The organism is Novosphingobium sp. PY1 (genome assembly GCF_017312445.1).
GTDB lineage: Bacteria > Pseudomonadota > Alphaproteobacteria > Sphingomonadales > Sphingomonadaceae > Novosphingobium.
Genome location: NZ_BLTI01000004.1, coordinates 1 through 15,894 on the forward strand (window position 1 = coordinate 1; position 15,894 = coordinate 15,894).

The 15,894-nt window shown below is 63.2% G+C and carries 11 protein-coding genes and 1 pseudogene; 6 read left to right on the forward strand and 6 right to left on the reverse strand.

The window, feature by feature from the left end; genetic code table 11:
- Positions 1–259: 259 nt before the first annotated feature.
- Both J3474_RS04045 and J3474_RS22995 read left to right on the forward strand, forming a co-directional pair.
- A pseudogene (locus J3474_RS04045) lies at positions 260–637 on the forward strand (IS66 family transposase zinc-finger binding domain-containing protein); the annotation flags it as partial.
- Between the two features lie 43 nt (positions 638–680).
- Positions 681–791, forward strand: coding sequence for a transposase domain-containing protein (locus J3474_RS22995; protein ID WP_376706515.1), 111 nt, complete (start codon positions 681–683; stop codon positions 789–791).
- 927 nt (positions 792–1,718) lie between these two features.
- Here J3474_RS22995 and J3474_RS04055 read toward each other — a convergent pair.
- The 6 genes from J3474_RS04055 to J3474_RS04080 are packed head-to-tail and all read right to left on the reverse strand — an operon-like array spanning position 1,719 to position 11,430.
- Entirely contained in the window at positions 1,719–3,623 is a 1,905-nt protein-coding gene (locus tag J3474_RS04055) for a sulfatase-like hydrolase/transferase (protein ID WP_207093178.1), read from the reverse strand.
- Positions 3,623–5,332: a sulfatase gene (locus J3474_RS04060; protein WP_013831591.1), complete on the reverse strand. Its 1,710-nt coding sequence runs from the start codon at positions 5,330–5,332 to the stop codon at positions 3,623–3,625. Before J3474_RS04060 ends, J3474_RS04055 begins: the two co-directional genes overlap by 1 nt.
- A gap of 14 nt (positions 5,333–5,346) precedes the next feature.
- Positions 5,347–6,822 carry a sulfatase gene (locus J3474_RS04065; protein WP_242528183.1) on the reverse strand — a complete coding sequence of 492 codons (1,476 nt, stop codon included), beginning with the start codon at positions 6,820–6,822 and terminating at the stop codon, positions 5,347–5,349.
- Complete coding sequence (locus tag J3474_RS04070) at positions 6,822–8,261, reverse strand: sulfatase-like hydrolase/transferase (RefSeq protein ID WP_207093179.1); 1,440 nt, start codon at positions 8,259–8,261, stop codon at positions 6,822–6,824. Before J3474_RS04070 ends, J3474_RS04065 begins: the two co-directional genes overlap by 1 nt.
- 2 nt (positions 8,262–8,263) lie before the next feature.
- Positions 8,264–10,039, reverse strand: coding sequence for an arylsulfatase (locus J3474_RS04075; protein ID WP_148274909.1), 1,776 nt, complete (start codon positions 10,037–10,039; stop codon positions 8,264–8,266).
- Positions 10,040–10,089: 50 nt separating this feature from the next.
- A complete protein-coding gene (locus J3474_RS04080; protein ID WP_207093180.1) occupies positions 10,090–11,430 on the reverse strand; it encodes an MFS transporter in 1,341 nt (446 codons plus the stop codon).
- Positions 11,431–11,797: 367 nt separating this feature from the next.
- Here J3474_RS04080 and J3474_RS04085 point away from each other — a divergent pair, with 367 nt between their 5' ends.
- From J3474_RS04085 to maiA, 4 genes are read left to right on the forward strand one after another with little or no spacing between them, the layout of a single operon-like run.
- Positions 11,798–13,486 carry a glycoside hydrolase family 3 protein gene (locus J3474_RS04085; protein WP_242528184.1) on the forward strand — a complete coding sequence of 563 codons (1,689 nt, stop codon included), beginning with the start codon at positions 11,798–11,800 and terminating at the stop codon, positions 13,484–13,486.
- A complete protein-coding gene (gene gtdA / locus J3474_RS04090) occupies positions 13,480–14,562 on the forward strand; it encodes a gentisate 1,2-dioxygenase (RefSeq protein WP_207093181.1) in 1,083 nt (360 codons plus the stop codon). Before J3474_RS04085 ends, gtdA begins: the two co-directional genes overlap by 7 nt.
- Positions 14,559–15,257, forward strand: a complete 699-nt coding sequence (locus J3474_RS04095) for a fumarylacetoacetate hydrolase family protein (RefSeq protein WP_013831598.1) — start codon at positions 14,559–14,561, stop codon at positions 15,255–15,257. Before gtdA ends, J3474_RS04095 begins: the two co-directional genes overlap by 4 nt.
- Positions 15,250–15,888 (forward strand): maleylacetoacetate isomerase, encoded by a 639-nt coding sequence (gene maiA / locus J3474_RS04100; protein WP_013831599.1) that lies wholly within the window; start codon positions 15,250–15,252, stop codon positions 15,886–15,888. The genes J3474_RS04095 and maiA overlap by 8 nt, the downstream gene beginning before the upstream one ends.
- Positions 15,889–15,894: the final 6 nt, after the last annotated feature.

Below are 15,894 nucleotides of genomic sequence, written 5' to 3' on the forward strand. Positions count from 1 at the left end.
AAATCCTACCCCCGCAACCAATGGTGTACGACTTAAGCCCCCAGCGCCCACGCGCCGGGGGCTTTGTCGTTTGCAGCCCGCGGCCATGCTTGCCACCGCGGCTGTCAACGCCATGAACTACCACTGCCTCGATCAGAGCGCGGATCGTGTTCCTCGAGCCAATCGGACACCCTGATTTACCGTTGGCGATGAGGCGGTGATTGTGATTTCATGGCGTTGAGCGATAGAGGCGGAAAGTGTCTCTACAGCGTGGCTTTTTCGATTTGCCCTGGAGGAAGTCGAGATGGCGCTGGCCGAGGCCGAGCATGCTCGCGACAAGGCAAGCCGGACTCCGACCGAGCGATCGCGCAAGACCAACCGGGGATCGCTGCCAGCTCACCTGGAGCGGATTGAACAGGTCGTCGACGTCGAGAGCAAGGCTTGCCCCAGTTGTGGCGGCGCCCACCATCAGATCGGCGAAGACGTGGCTGAACGGCTCGATGTCATGCCCACCACCTTCCGTGTTCTTGTCACGCGCCGTCCGCGCTACGGTTGCCGCTCGTGCGAGAGTGCGGTCGTGCAGGCCCCGGCACCGGCACGGATCGTCGAAGGTGGCATCCCCACCGAAGCGCTGATCGCGCAGGTTCTGGCGGCCAAGTAGGCCGATCACCTGCCGCTGGACCGTCAGGCGCAGTTCCAAGATCTCTGGAATCAACCGGCACGTCTGGCTGAGTGATACGCTCACGAAATTGGCCGCGGGTCATCCCGCCAATGCCGTCGGTGAACTCATGCCCTGGACAGCCGTGGGCTGAAAACACCGCTTACGTCTCATTGGGAGCAATTCTGGCGAGGCTATGCGCCTATCGACTGGGGCAATCCGCAGTCTGGGCACAGGTTGCTGGTCGAGGGCGTTGTCAGAGACGGGCCGTTGAATGCGGCGGCGTTCGCAATGACGGGCGAGCATCGGCGCTGGCGGAACTCTCGTCGGAATGTAACGAGATCGTGCTTGGTACTCTCGAAATTCTCGCGATGAAACTGCGGCGCCGACTCGGCTTCACAGACAATCCGCAGCCCCGACCAATGGCGCCGACGACCGCCATTGCTGATAATCTCATACACAGACATCCGCATATGCTCAGGACATAGCCCCAAGCCTCCATCTTAGGCCTGAGGGTGTCCGGTCAAAATAGGGGCCAGATCAGATGGCGAAATCCTGACAGAGCGCTAAGACATGGAGCGCCGGAGAGGGGAGAAGATTGCCAGCATACTCGTTGGACTGGGTGCGCCCGAAGGTTCGATAGGCCTCGAGATCGTTGACACGGTCGAAAGGCCGACCGGCAGGGCAGATTGGCAAAGCCGCCAGGTAGTCGGCACCGCGCTGATCTTTGCCTCGTGCGCTACAGCCCGCCCGCCCAATCGTAGCCTGTCGCCGATCCGGAGAGGTCTTCGGTTCTGGGCTGCCCGTGGATATCTCCGTGACGTCAGCGCGCGGAGAGTGGCCGATGAAACGGCCTCGCTCCACGAATCGCAGGCGTCGGGAATCCAGCGGCTATTTTCGTCGATCCGGAAGGGGGCAACCTGCACTTTTCGAGCCGGGCCCCCTCTGGGTAGAAGCGGTCAGGGCCTATGGGAAAGGGACCATCTACCGATACGCCATATCGACGGAGTCCTTGCCTTTATGTCGAAGTACCGGCGTTGCACGCATCCTTAATCGCCAACGCGCATTTGGAAAGCGGCCTTCAACCGGGACCGTTTCCGGCGCGAATCTTCCGCATCAGGCCTTCGTAATCGAAGATGGTGGTTTGCGGGGTATAGGCGTCGGTCAGCCGCAGCTTTAAGTACTTTCCGGCACTCTTGATATATTCGCTGCTGTCATTTTGCGTAGCCCTGGCTATTTCGAGCGCGGGCATCGCTGCGCGTCCGATATAGGTAAGGGCGTTCAGGGCATAGAGGCGCACTTGCCATGGGCCCGAGGCCGCGAGAGCGACCAGCACTTCCACTCCCTCGTCGGCATGGCCGAGTTTGGTCAGCGCTTCTGCCGCGACTATGCGCACCTGAGGTTCATCGTCGGCGAGGAGACGCTGCAGGTCGGCTTTGGCCGATGCGGCTTTTTCCGCGAGGATGAGAAGGCCCGTCGCCGCCCAATAACGCATGACGGGGGCGCTGTGCCGAGCCGCGCGGCGCAGGGCGCCCAGGCCGCTGGCTTTGCCGCGAGCGGCCGTGGCGGCAAGCGCCATCACTTCCTTGAGCGGATAGAGCGCGGTGTCGCGGCTTTCGCTCCAGCCTTCGCCGGGCATCGTCTCGGGCAGGAAGCCGTTGTCGTTGATCGCCAACATCTGCACATCGAGCGCCCCGCTCAGCTCCGCTAGCGTGGCGCGATGCTCGGGTGAGGCGGCAAGGTCGTTGATCTCATGGGGATCGGCCGCAAGATCATAGAGCTCTTCGAATGGCTTGGGCTGGAAAAAACGGTCCTGAACCGGGTTCAGCGTGCCGTCGATGTGCGCCTGCTCCCATTCCTGATAGCCCTTGGCCAGCCATTCGAACGCCTGCTGCTGGCCCCAGGGACGATGCGGCATGTAGTTGCGGATATAGCGCCAGCGACCATCGGTGACGGTGCGCTGGAAGTCGATCCGCTCGTCCATGCGGTTGCGCATGCCAAAGGCATAGCGTTGCGGCTGCGCCCTGGCGCTCAGGAACGGTTTGCCGCGCATATAGGCGGGCTGCCTGGCCCCTGCCAGCGCCAGCACGGTGGGGGCCAGGTCGATGAAGCTGACGGGCGAGGTGATCTCGGATCCGGGGCGTCCGGGCAGCAGGTGCTGCCACTTGGGCGGGGCATAGACGACCATGGCACAGCGCAGGCCCTCATCGTAGCAATAGCGCTTGGATCGGCCCAGCACGCCGCCGTTATCCGAATAGTAGAAGACGATCGTGTCGTCCGCCAGGCCATCGGCCTCCAGTTCGGCAAGACGTTCGGCCAGTTGTCCGTCCATCTTTTCCATCAGGTTGTAATAGCTGGCGAAGTCCTGCCGCGTGCCCGGCGTATCGGGCAGGAATGGCGGGATCGAGACCATTTCTGGCGTGACCCGGCCCGTCGTCGGCTTGAAAATGCGCGATTCATGCGTCGTCTGGTAGTTGAAGACGGCCATGAACGGCTGGCTCTTGTCCTCGCGCGACCGCCAGTGCGCTTCGTTGCCCTGACCGTCCCAGATCTTCTCCGGGTCGACATCGCAGTTGTAGTCGGTTTTGGCGCTGTTGGTGCAAAAGTAGCCGGCTTCGCGCATCAGTTCGGGATACGTGCGCAGTTCCTGCGGCAGCTGCGCCTGGGCGCGCATGTGGTTGGCTGGCGCGCAGGTTTCCGGATAGACGCCGGTGAGGATGCCGAAGCGCGAGGGTGCACAAACCGGCGCGTTGGAATAGGTGTTGCGGAACAGGAGCCCCTTCCTGGCCAGCTCATCGATCGTGGGAGTGTGCGCCAGCTTGTCGCCGTAGGCGCCGATGAAGGGGTTGTTGTCCTCGCTCACGAGCCAGAGAATGTTGGGCCGTGCCTGTCCGGTGGCTGCGGCGCGCACCGGCCCCGCTGCCGCCAGTGCGGCAGCGCCCGCGGCACTTCCGAGGAGATTGCGGCGTGTCAGATCGTGTCCCATCACTTCGCGTCTCCGTCGACCTGGCGCTTCAGCTCTTGGGCAAGCGGAGGCGTGTAGATTACCGGCTTGCCGGCGGCATGCTGTTGCAGCTTGTAGGGCGTGTCGGGGAGGATCGGATCGAGCCGGTCCGTCGGATTCGGCTTGATGTACCATTCCTTGGGGAAATCAGCCGCGTGCGGGCCATTCACGCTGCGCCGCACCGCGCCGGTGGAAAGGCGCGCGCTGTAGGGGATCGAGTGCTTCCCTTCGCTGTTGGCGAGCTGCTCGTAAAGCGCGATGCGCAGTTCCTGCTTCTTCGCCGCCCATCTGGGATCTTCGGCAAGATTGTGCATCTCCTCCGGATCGTTCCTCAGGTCGTATAGCTCGTCGATGTCATAGACGCCGTAATACTGGATGTACTTTATCCGGTCGCGCTCGATAGCGAAGGTGCCGGGGGTCATCGGGAAGTTGTATTCCCAATAGTATTCGTACGTGAAATCGCCCGGCTTCCAGTCGGCCGCCTCGATCTTGCCTTTCCACAAGGGCCACGCGCTGCTGCCCTCGAACTGCGGCGGACGCTGGGCGCCTGCGACATCGAGGAAGGTTGGCGCGAAATCGAGATTGCGGATGCGGCCGGTGTTGACTGCGTTGGCGGGCACCGTGCCCGGTTCCCAGACGACGAGCGGCACGCGGATAGAGGCTTCGTAAGCGTTGCGCTTGTCGATCAGGCCATGCTCGCCGGTCATGAAGCCGTTGTCCGACGTAAAGACGACCAGCGTATCCTTTTCCAGGTGGTTCTTGCGCAGGTACGTCATGATGCGGCCCAGGCTGTCATCGATCGCGGACAGCGTGCCGTAATAGTACTTGAGGTACTCAGTCATCGGCACGTCGGCGTTGTAGAAGAAATCGATGCCGTGCCAGGTGTTGCGCTGGTTCTGCACCCACACCGGCTTGCCGGCGTTGTTTTCCGGCGTGTCGGCCGCGCTGGCGGGCAGGGTGAACTTCGCGTCGTCGTACTGGTGGGCATAGCGCGGCGGCGGCAGCGGGTCCGAATGGACGCCCTTGTGGCTGAGATAGAGGAAGAAGGGCTTTTTCGGATCACGCTCCTTCGTCAGCCAGTTCATCGCATAATCGGTGAGCTCATCGGTGATGTAGCCCTTTTGCGGGACTTCCTTGCCATCCACGTTGAGATTGGGCGAGGAATGCGGGCCCGCTTGCTTTGCAGGCCAGTAATTGCCCTGGCCCATGAAGCTGACCCACTTGTCGAAGCCGGGACGCGGCGCATCGGTGCTGGCGCCCATGTGCCACTTGCCGAAGAAAGCCGTGTCGTAGCCTACCTGCTGCAGGTACTTGGGAAAAAACGTCAGGCCTTCTTCGGAACTGTCGTTGTTGTCGACCACGCCATGGTTGCGGGCGGTTTGCCCGGTCAGGATCGTGGCGCGGCTGGGGCTGCACAGCGACGACGTGACGACGGCATTGGGAAAGTACGTGCCTTCCTTTGCCATGCGATCGATGTTGGGCGTCTTGAGCAAGCCGGGCTGGAGGAAACCCATGCCATCATAACGCAAGTCGTCCACCAGCACGAAGATAATGTTGCGCGGGTGCTGCGCCGCTGGAGCGGGGGCGGCTTCGGGAGTCTTGGCGGCGGCTGGCAGGGCTGGCAGCGCAACGGCTGCGAAGCAGGCGGCGCCCAGAAGCGCACGTGCGGTAATAGCGAGCTTGTTCTTCATCGATGACAGCCTTCTCAATAAACCATCTCGGTCTCGCGACCGTTGATCTTTACCTTGCGAGTGAGGTGCAGCTCCCACAGCGGATCGGGCAGGCTGGTGCGGAACCGGTCGATTTCGCCCGACAGGCGCTTGGCGTTGGCGGTGTCCTTGGCCGTCAGATCCTGCGATTCGGCCGGATCGCTCTCCAGGTCGTACAGGTGCGACTGCTGCCAATCGCGCGACACCCACAGCTTCTTCGAACCCTGGCGCGCCGCATAGACAGGTTCCTGACCCCACACCAGGAGGCGGTCGGCATCAGGCTTGCGCACCGTCGTCAAGAGATCCCGGCCTTCCAGTTCTGCCGGAAGCGGTTTCCTGGGGTTGACCGCCTTCATCACCGTGGCGGCAATATCCAGCGACGAAACCGGTGCATCGACGGTGGCATGCGGCTTGAGAGCAGCGGGCCAGGACATCATGAACGGCACGCGCGTCCCGCCTTCCAGATAGGTGAACTTGCCTGAACCCCAGGGATGGTTGGTATTGCAGAAGCCGAAGCGTTCGGGGCAGCCGTTGTCGGACAGGAAGACGACGATCGTGTTCTCGCGCAAGCCGCGCTCTTCCAGCGTGTCGAGGATCTGGCCAACGCCATCGTCCATCGCCGCGATCATGGCGATGTATGTGCGTCGGACCGGGTCCTTCACGTTCGCGAAGCGATCGTAATAGGCCTGGGGCACCTGCAGCGGCCAGTGCGGCGCGTTGTAGGCGACGTAGGAGAAGAAGGGCTGCTTGGCATCGGCCGAGCGATTGATGAAATCGACTGCACGATCGGTGATCTGGTTCGTCAGGTACTTCGAGAAGTCGTCCGCCGGGCGTGCATCGGGGCCTTCGACCATGGCGTGATTGCCTTCGCGCGGGCCGATCTCGTACTTGTCGACTTTGGTCGGCGTGGTGACGATACCCGGCGTCTTGGGGTCGACGTAGTTGGTTTCGCCGGCAAGGAATCCGAAGAATTCGTCAAAGCCGCGGTTGGTGGGATAGAACTGCCGGTCGGCGCCGAGGTGCCATTTGCCGAAAGCCGCGGTGCGATAGCCCAGCGGCTGCAGGCGATCGGCGATGGTCTTCTGGCCCACCGGCAAACCGGCGCCGACATCGCCCATGTCGTTGATGTTGTAGGTGAACCCGAACCGCTGCGGCATGCGCCCGGTCATCAGGCCGGCGCGGCTGACCGCACAGACCGACGCGGCGACATAGCCGCTCGAGAAGGCGACGCCGGTTTTCGCGATGCGATCGATGTTGGGAGTGGGCACGTCGGTCCGGCCATATGTGGAGACATCTGCCCAATCGAGATCGTCGACCAGCACCACGACCACATTGGGCCGCGTGAGATCGACTTTGGCGGGGACGCTTGCGGGCACGCGGCGCGCAGCCGCTTGCACCGGCACAACGCCGGTCATGCCGATCGCGCAGGCGCCCGCGAGCAGGCTGGCGGCGATTGCGTTGCGAAATGTCATCATTCGTCTCCCGATGGAGTGCGGCCGCATCCGGCCACGGTCGAGGGTTGGGCCGGATCGACGGAAGGGTATCCCTCGCACCACGGGAAGCGTTCCGGGTTGAGTGGCCCGTCCTTGGTTTCGTCCAGCACCTTGCGAAGGGCTGCATAATGCCTGGCGGCTTCACCCTTGCGCTGCGCTGAGGGCACTTCCGTTTCCACGCCGGACACGGGGTTCATGGAAACGAAGCGGCCATCGCCGTAGAGCTTCCAGGTGGCATCGAAGGCAAAGCGGACAGGCTTGTGCACCCACTGGGGGGCATAGTGCATGAAGATGTTCTGACGGACCGACGATGCCTTGCCTTCCATCACCGGCCACTGGCTGACCCCGTCGACCTTGCCCGCAAGCTGCGGCTTGCCGGCGATATCGGCAAAGGTGGGCAGCATGTCGGCAAAGTCCACCAGAGCGTCAGACACCTTGTGCTGCCCGACGCCGGGGCCCCAGGCAATGAAGGGGACATGGGTGCCGTTGATGGTGGGCCGGCCCTTTCCGCCCTGGATCGCATATCCGTCACGCGTCGAAGTGATCTGGCGGTTCGTGCCGTTGTCGCCGGTGAAAATCACGACGGTGTTCTTGTCGAGCCCTTCGTCCTTCAGGCGCTGCATCAGGTCGCCCACCTTGCGGTCCATGTAGGTGACCATGCCGCTGAAACGATCCTTGTTGCCCTTGGCCGTCATGGAATCGGGCGTCTGGACGAAGGGATTGTGGACCAGCACCATCGAATAATAGAGGAAGAAGGGCTTGTCCTTGTGACGCGAGATGAAATCGAGCGCCATGTCGCTGTCGAGATCGGGTCCGAAGCCTTCCTCGTTGATCTTGGGTTTGCCATTGTACGCGCGGGTCGGCCCCCAGTAGCGCGATCCCTTGGCGGTCAGGGCCTGAAGCTGCCACAGGTAGCTTTCGTCAAAGCCCGCAGCTTCGGGCGTGATGCCGACGCGACCGTCGAAACCGTTGCCCATAAGCTGCCACTTGCCGAACATGCCGGTGACGTAGCCGGCATCCTTCATGACGTTGCCGAAGGTGCGCTGGCCGGGTGCGAGATACCCGAACGCTTCGTAGTTGCGCCAGTTTTCCTGACCCGTCATGAGCCGGGTGCGCGATGGCGAGCACAACGGCGTGGCATGGGCGTTCTGGAACAGCGTGCCCTGTGCTGCCAGGCGATCCACGTTGGGCGTGTAATATTCTCCGCCGTAGGCATTGATGCCTTCCACGCCCAGGTCGTCCGCGAGGATCAGGATGACGTTCGGGGGCCCGGACGTGCGCGCAGGAACGCCGGCGTTCACGGGGCGGGGCGCCTGCGCCGCCTCGGCCTTCTGCCGCGCTGCCAATGCGCCTTGGGGAAGGCCGGCCAGAACGCTGGTGGCCGCGATGGCGGCGCAAAACTTGGTGAAACGTTGCAAGATTACTTCTCCTGCGCCGGAGCGTGGACCGTGCGGTCGCCGCTGCCGTCGTATAGTTCGCGGTATCGATAGAGCTTGGGGGCTTCTGCCAGCGGCGGATCGGAATACTTGCGCGCTTCCTGCCACCACAGAGCCTTCAATTCTTCCAGTTTGGCGGGCATTTCCGCGGCCAGATCGTGATTTTCCGAAGGATCGGCCGCGGTATCGTAGAGCTGCCACACGTCCTTGGCGAAATCGGCGTCGCGCGGGTGGATGGCAAGGGCGCGCCACTTGCCCTGCGTGATCGCGCGGTTACCGCGCAGTTCGAAGTATTGCACGGTGCGCGCGGACGGCGCAGCCGGGTTCGTCACGCTGGGCAGGAACGACGCGCCGGCAACCGGGATCTCGGACTTGCCATCGACCTCCTCGGGGAAGCTGGCACCTGCCGCCGCCGCCAGCGTGGGGGCAATGTCGATCGCGTCGACATACTGCGTGCGAACCTTGCCGCTGGCCTTCACGCGCTTTGGCCAGCTCACGATCATCGGCGTGCGCACTCCGCCCAGCTGCGGCCAGATCTTGTAGCGCTTGAACGGCGTGTCGCCCAGGAATGCCCAGGGGCGCTGGTATTCGCTTTGCGTCTTGTCGGTTCCAAGTTCGTCGAGGCGCGCAAGCATCTGCTCGGGCGTCAGCGTGTTGGGGCGGTACATCCGCTCGAACGAGCCCTTCTGGCCAGCCTCCGAAGCCGCACCGTTGTCGGACACCAGGACGATCAGCGTATTGTCGAACTGGCCTGTGTCCTTGAGGTGCTGGACGAGACGACCGATCTGTTCGTCGGTATGCGTGATGAACCCCGCATAGGTCGCCATGAAGCGGGCGAAGACGGTCTTTTCGGTAGGCGTCAGGTCGGCCCAGGCGCGATCTCCGGTCGCCCGCTCGGTGAGCTGTGCATTCGCGGGCATGATGCCGGAACGCTTCTGCCGGGCGAGGCGGGCAGGCCGCAATGCGTCCCAGCCCTTTTCATAGATTCCGGCATAGGCATCGATGTAGCGCTTGGGCACCTGGATCGGGGCATGTCCGGCACCATAGGCCAGATAGACGAACTGCGGCTTGGTTGCTCCGCCTGCAAGAGCCTTGATCGCGTGATCGGTGATATCGACGGACAAGTGGTAGCCCGGCCGATCCGGCTTCGCCAACGCATGGTTATCTTCGACCAGATCGGGATGATACTGGTCCGTCCAGCCCGATATGAAGCCATAGAAGTCGTCGAAGCCGCGCTGCAAGGGCCAGGAGGCGTTGTGGCCGGGCGATCCGTCCTCGCTTTCGGGAGCCAGATGCCACTTGCCGTAGACGTGCGTGCCGTAGCCGGCATCGTGCAGGACTTGCGCGATGGTGCTGGCGTTAGGCGCCAGTTCTCCCCGGTCGCGCGTCATGTCCGCCGGATCGACGACGCGGGCGGGAAGGTCCGGCAGCCTGACCGTTTGCGGGTTGCGCCCTGTCAGCAATGCCGCGCGCGTGGCCGTGCACACCGCCTTGGAATCGAAATGATTGTACCGCAGTCCCGCGCGCGCCAGCGCATCGATGTTGGGCGTGCGGATCTCCGAGCCGAAAGCGCCGAGGTCGGAAAAGCCCACGTCGTCCAGCACGATAAGGACGATGTTGGGCGCGCTGGCACGTGCGCGCAAAGGCGGAGCATCACGGGCAGTCGAAGGCACGGCAATCGCGCCGATTGCCAGGCATGCAGACAGGCCGGTGGCCAGTCGGAGCATCCCTTTCAGTCGCGACCCTTGCTGTGCTTTCATCGACCTGTCCCTTGTGCTTCTTGTAATTGCAATCGTGGTGGCCGTTCGGCTCAGCCGGTGCTTTTCAGGATACCGGTGTATCCGCGCAGCCCCAGCAGCAAGGCGAGAACCGATAGAGGCGACGCGATGGCGCAGACGATCGTGATGGCGTTGGGAAGCTGGGCCGGATCGTTGTACCAGAAGTCGGTAACGGCGGCGATCGCGAGAGGACCGCCCGCGGCGCCGATCAGGTTGACCATCAGCATGTAGCCCGCCGAAACCGAAGCGCGCATGCGGTTGGGCGTGATTTCCTGCAAGGCCGCAAGGCCACCGCCGAAGTTGAAGCCCGCCAGGAAGTTCATCACCCCGATCAGGGCCAGCGACAGCGTGGCCGTGGAAGCCTGCGGGAAGCTGATGGTGACAGGAATCAGAGCCGTGAAGCCGAACATCGCCGTGAACAAGTTGGCGCGTTCATAGCCCCGGCGGCGCAAGGCGGCGGCGATGAAGCCGCCCGCAAGAGTGCCACCTACGCCGCACAGCGCGGTGATCAGGCCATACTGCGCGCCGATCTGGGCGGTTGTCAGGCCGAACTTGCGCTCCAGAAAGGCGGGGATCCAGGCACCCGTTGCGTTGCCCACGAGGATCATGAGGGCAAAACCTGCGCTGATGCCGAAATACGCCTGCCAGTGACGGCGCATGTGCGCCATCAGTTCTGAGAGGGAGGGGCTGGTGTTGGTATTGTCGTCCGCGGCGCCCGTACCGGGGGCACTCATGCGCACGGGCTCGCGCACCAGGAACATGCACAGGGCCAGGACGATCCCCGGCGCGCCCAACGCCAGGAAGATCAGGTGCCAGCCCTTTACCGCGCCGAGCAGGGGCAGGACCAAGACGCTGCTCGGCGGCACGACCGAGGCCAGCAGACCACCCAGCAGCAACGCCATTGCGCCGCCGATATAGATGCCCATCTGGTAGACGGCCATGGCGGCGGGCAGGCGCTCTTTGGGGAAGTAATCGGCCAGAAGGGAATAGGCGGCCGGGCTGAGGCCGCCTTCTCCGGCGCCCACACCGATTCGGGCGATGAAAAGCGTGACGAAGGAACGGGCGACGCCGCATAGAGCGGTCGCGACGCTCCAGATGAGGACGGCTGCAGCCACGATGTTGCGGCGATTCGCCTTGTCCGCCAGTCGCGCGACAGGCAGTCCGACCAGGACGTAGAACATCGTGAAGCTGAGGCCATAAAGCAGGCTCATGGCCGTGTCGCTGACCTGCAGATCCTGCTTGATCGGCTCAACCAGCAGAGCAAGAGCCTGCCGGTCGACGAACGCCAGCGTGTTGGCAGCCGCAAGCATGCCTGCGGCAAACCAGGCTCGCCGCGGCGAGGGCCAGCTGCGATCCTTTTCAACTTCCGGCATTCGTCCTCCCATAGGGTTCGCATATTGTAGCGCTAAAAGCCCTTGTGCCAAAAGTGAGCGGCAGGTCAAGGCATTGTTTGTCGCTTTGCAATGATACGTATTCTCAGCCGTCGGCGGAATATGGCTTCGCGCCGCCGAAAAGGTTTGACGACGTCCTCCGTTTCTGATTTTAGCGGTAAATATAAACAGCGGTTGGAATCCGGCCGATTCAAGGGGTGGCGTAAAAGCGTCGACTTCTCAAGATGTTAACAAGATGGATGCATGAAGTTGAATAGTTTGGTCGACATGCGCGGCCGCCTCGGCGACGCCAAGACGCGATTCGCGCCGTTCACGGGCGGACCTGCCGAAAATTCGCGGGACGCCGTGCATGGCTGAAATGACCGTGGAAGCAGCCGATCCGTTGGCGATCGATGCCGCCGCCCGCCGCTGGGTCGAGCGGACGCGCGATTCGATGAGCGCCGAGGAGCTGGTAGGCCAGCTGTTCGTCTTCTCCACGTCGCAGGACAGTCGCGAGGAGCTTGACCCGCTGCTGGCGTTGAAGCCGGGCGGGATAAACCGCTTCCCCACCCGCGATCTTGCCGCCTTTCGCGACGCCAGCGTGCGCACGATCGAAGCTGCATCGGTGCCGCCGATCTTCACCGGCGACATCGAAGGAGGCACGATCAGCTATCCCTTCGCCACGGCCGTTCCCAATATCATGGGGCTGGCCGCCTGCAACGATCTTGGCACGACGGAAGCGGTCGCGCGCGTCGTTGCCCGGGAAAGCCGCGCCCTGGGCTACGACTGGTCGTTCGGCCCGGTGGTCGACATCAACGCCGTGTTCCGCAGTGCCATCGTGGGCACGCGCTCGTTCGGCTCCGATCCGCTCAAGGTGCTGCAGCAGGCCAGCGTCTATGCACGCGTACTGCAGGAAGAAGGCATCGCCGCGTGCCTGAAGCACTGGCCAGGCGACGGCTTCGATGATCGCGACCAGCATTTGGTCACCAGCGTCAATCCGCTGTCGGTGGAGGAGTGGCATGCGCTTTACGGGCGCATCTATGGTGCGCTGATCCGCGAAGGCGCGATGACGGTCATGTCCGCGCATATTGCGTTCCCAGCCTATATCCGCAGCCGGATGCCCGATGCCGGACATGAGGCCTTCCAGCCCGCGACAGTGTCGCGGATACTCAATCAGGACCTGCTGCGCGGCGAACTGGGCTTTCGCGGCCTGATCATTTCCGACGCGACGGGCATGGGCGGCCTCACGAGCTGGATGGAGCGGTCGGAAACCGTTCCGACCGTGATCGAAAACGGCTGCGACATGTTCCTGTTCAGCCGGGCGCCCCAGCGTGACTTCGGCTTCATGCTGGATGGTCTGCGCAAGGGTCTGCTTTCCGAAGCGCGCCTGTACGAGGCGGTGACGCGGATCCTGACGCTGAAGGCGCGGCTGGGCCTGCACCTGCGCGCTCCGGATGAGCGGATGCTTCCGCTCGATGCCATGCGCGAACAGCTGCAGACCCCGGCAAGCCGCGAAGTGGCGCGCGCCGCTGCGGGGCAGGGCGTGACCTTGGTGAAGGACGTGCAGAACCTCCTGCCGCTCGACCCTGTCACCCATCGCCGCGTGGTGATCATCGCCGAGGAAGGCTTCAGCTTCTGGGACGGGTCGCTCGATCGCGGCTATGCGCCTCTTGTGGAAGAACTGACAGCCCGCGGGTTCGAGGTGCGCTCCTACGATGCCGATGCCATGCCGACTCGAGAGGATACCGATCTCATCCTGTATCTGGCCGGGCAGGAAGCGACACCGAGTGTGGCGCACATCTATCTGGATTTCGTGAAGCTGCACGGCGGCAATCGCAAGGCAATGACCCAGTTCTCGCGGGAAGTGCCCACCGCGCTTCTGTCCTTCGGTCATCCCTACTATCTCTACGACGCCCCGCACATTCGGACATGTGTCAACGCCTACAGCTCGATCGAGGCGGTGCAACGCGAGACAGCCAAGCGCTTGACGGGCGAAGAGCCGTTCATCGGGGTAAGCCCGGTCGATGCCTTTTGTGGTACGGAGCAATTGCAATGGTAAATGGCGAGGAAAAAGCCGCCAGCCGGCAGGCCGAAGGCGCGAACGACCAGCGTTCGCAGCTGGAAGCTCTTTACGCCGCGATGGCGCCGCAAGGACTGCAGCCGCTTTGGGAAAGCCTGCACGCACTGGTGTTGCCGGAGCCGAAGTCCCCGGCAAGGCCATGGCGCTGGAGCTATGACGATACGCGCAACTATCTGATGCGCGCGGGCGACATCATCAGCGCCGAACAGGCCGAACGCCGCGTGCTCATCATGGAGAACCCGGGGATCGCGGGGCAGGCGGCCATTACGCCCAGCCTTTATGCCGGCTTGCAGCTGATTCTGCCGGGCGAAGTGGCGCCATGCCACCGCCACGCGCAGAACGCGCTGCGCTTCGTGATGGAAGGCAGCGGCGCTTTCACCGCGGTGGACGGCGAGAAGGCGATCATGGAGCAGTTCGACCTCGTACTGACGCCGGCGGGGCAGTGGCACGATCATGGAAACCAGACCGATACGCCGATGATCTGGCTGGATGGCCTCGATATTCCGACCGTGCGCCTGTTCGATGCAAGCTACGCCGAACGCCTGGGCAGTGCGGCACATCCCGAGACGGTTCGTCCCGGCGACACGTCGGCCCGCTATGGTCACAACATGCGGCCGATGCGTGGCAGTTCGGCGGATCGCAGGCCGGGCGGTCGGCCCCTGTTCCATTACCGCTATGCCGAATGGCGCGAAGCGCTGGGCGCCATGGCGGCAAGCGCGGACATCGATCCCCATCTGGGCCATGCGCTGGAATTCCTGAATCCAGCCGACGGCGGCCCGGTCCTGTCGACCATCTCGGCCCACGTCCGGCTGCTCCCCGCCGGCTTTGAATCCCGTGCGCGGCAGGCGACCGACGGCACCGTCTTCGTTGTGTGCGAAGGCGAGGGCGAGCTGCTTTTGGGCGACGACGTGATCGCGCTGCAGCCGCGCGATGTGGTCGTAGTCCCATCCTGGATCCGTCATCAGTTCCGGGCGTCATCGGAACTGATCCTGTTCGGCTATTCCGACAAGGCTTCGCAGATGAAGCTCGAACTCTATCGTGAGGTAAACCATTGACCCAGCTTTTCGAAACGCTCGCGCCCGTCCTTGCCAAAACCAGCGATGGCAATGACTTCCCCGTCCGCCGCGTTTTCTGCATCGGTCGCAACTACGCCGACCATGCCAAGGAAATGGGCGTCGAGGTGGACCGCGAGGCTCCGTTCTATTTCACCAAGTGGGCCGAGACGGTGATCCCGACCGGTTCGACGATGGCATACCCGCCGATGACGCAGAACTTCCATTATGAAGCCGAACTCGTCGTCGCGATCGGCAAGGGTGGCCGCAATATCGACGAAGCGCAGGCCCTCGATCACATCTATGGCTATGCTACCGGCCTCGACATGACGCGCCGCGATCTCCAGCTGGAAGCACGGAGCAAGGGCCGCCCCTGGGATGCCGGCAAGAACGTGGAGCAGTCGTCACCGCTGGGCCTGCTGCATCCGATCTCCGAAACGGGTGAACTGACCAAGGGCAGGATCAGCCTGACCGTCAACGGTGAAGTCAAGCAAGACGCCGATCTGGCGGACCTCATCCATTCGGTACCGGCGCTGATCGCCTATATTTCCAAGGCCTATCGTCTGGAACCGGGCGACCTGATCTACACCGGTACGCCTGCAGGCGTGGGAGCCGTGCTTCCGGGTGACGAAATCGTGATCTCGATCGAGGGCCTCAGCGACACCGTCATCAAGGTCGGACCGCCCCTCGATGCCTGAGAATACGGTACTTCACGGCTTCTGGCGCTCGTCTTCGGCGTGGCGGGTCCGCATCGCGCTGGCGCTCAAGGGCGTCGCGTGGGAAGGGCGGACCTACCATCTTCGCGAAGGCAGGCAGCGCGGGTCGGATTTCCTTGCGCTGAACCCGCAAGGGCTGGTTCCCGCCCTGGAAATCGATGGCGCAACGCTGACGCAAAGCCTGGCGATGTGCGAGTATCTCGACGAAGTGCATCCCGAACCGGCCTTGCTGCCGGGCGACGCGATGCAGCGTGCCAAGATCCGTGCTGCCGCACAGGCGATCGCCTGCGACGTTCATCCTCTGCAGAACCTCAAGGTCCTGCAGAAGCTGCGCGACCTTGGCCACAGTGAAGATGTCGTGACGGGCTGGGCCAGAGACGTCATCGAAGGCGGGCTTGAGGCATTTTCGAAGCTGATCGCCCGGAACGAAGGCACCTATTGCTTCGGTGATACGGTCACGCTGGCCGACATCTGCCTGATACCGCAGTTGGGCAATGCCCGCAGGTTCGGCGCCAGAATGGACTTCCCGCGGCTTCTGGCTGTGGAAGCGGCCTGCAACGAACTGGAAGCGTTTCGCGTGTCGGTGCCTTCGCTGCAAAGCGACGCCGAGTGACCATCA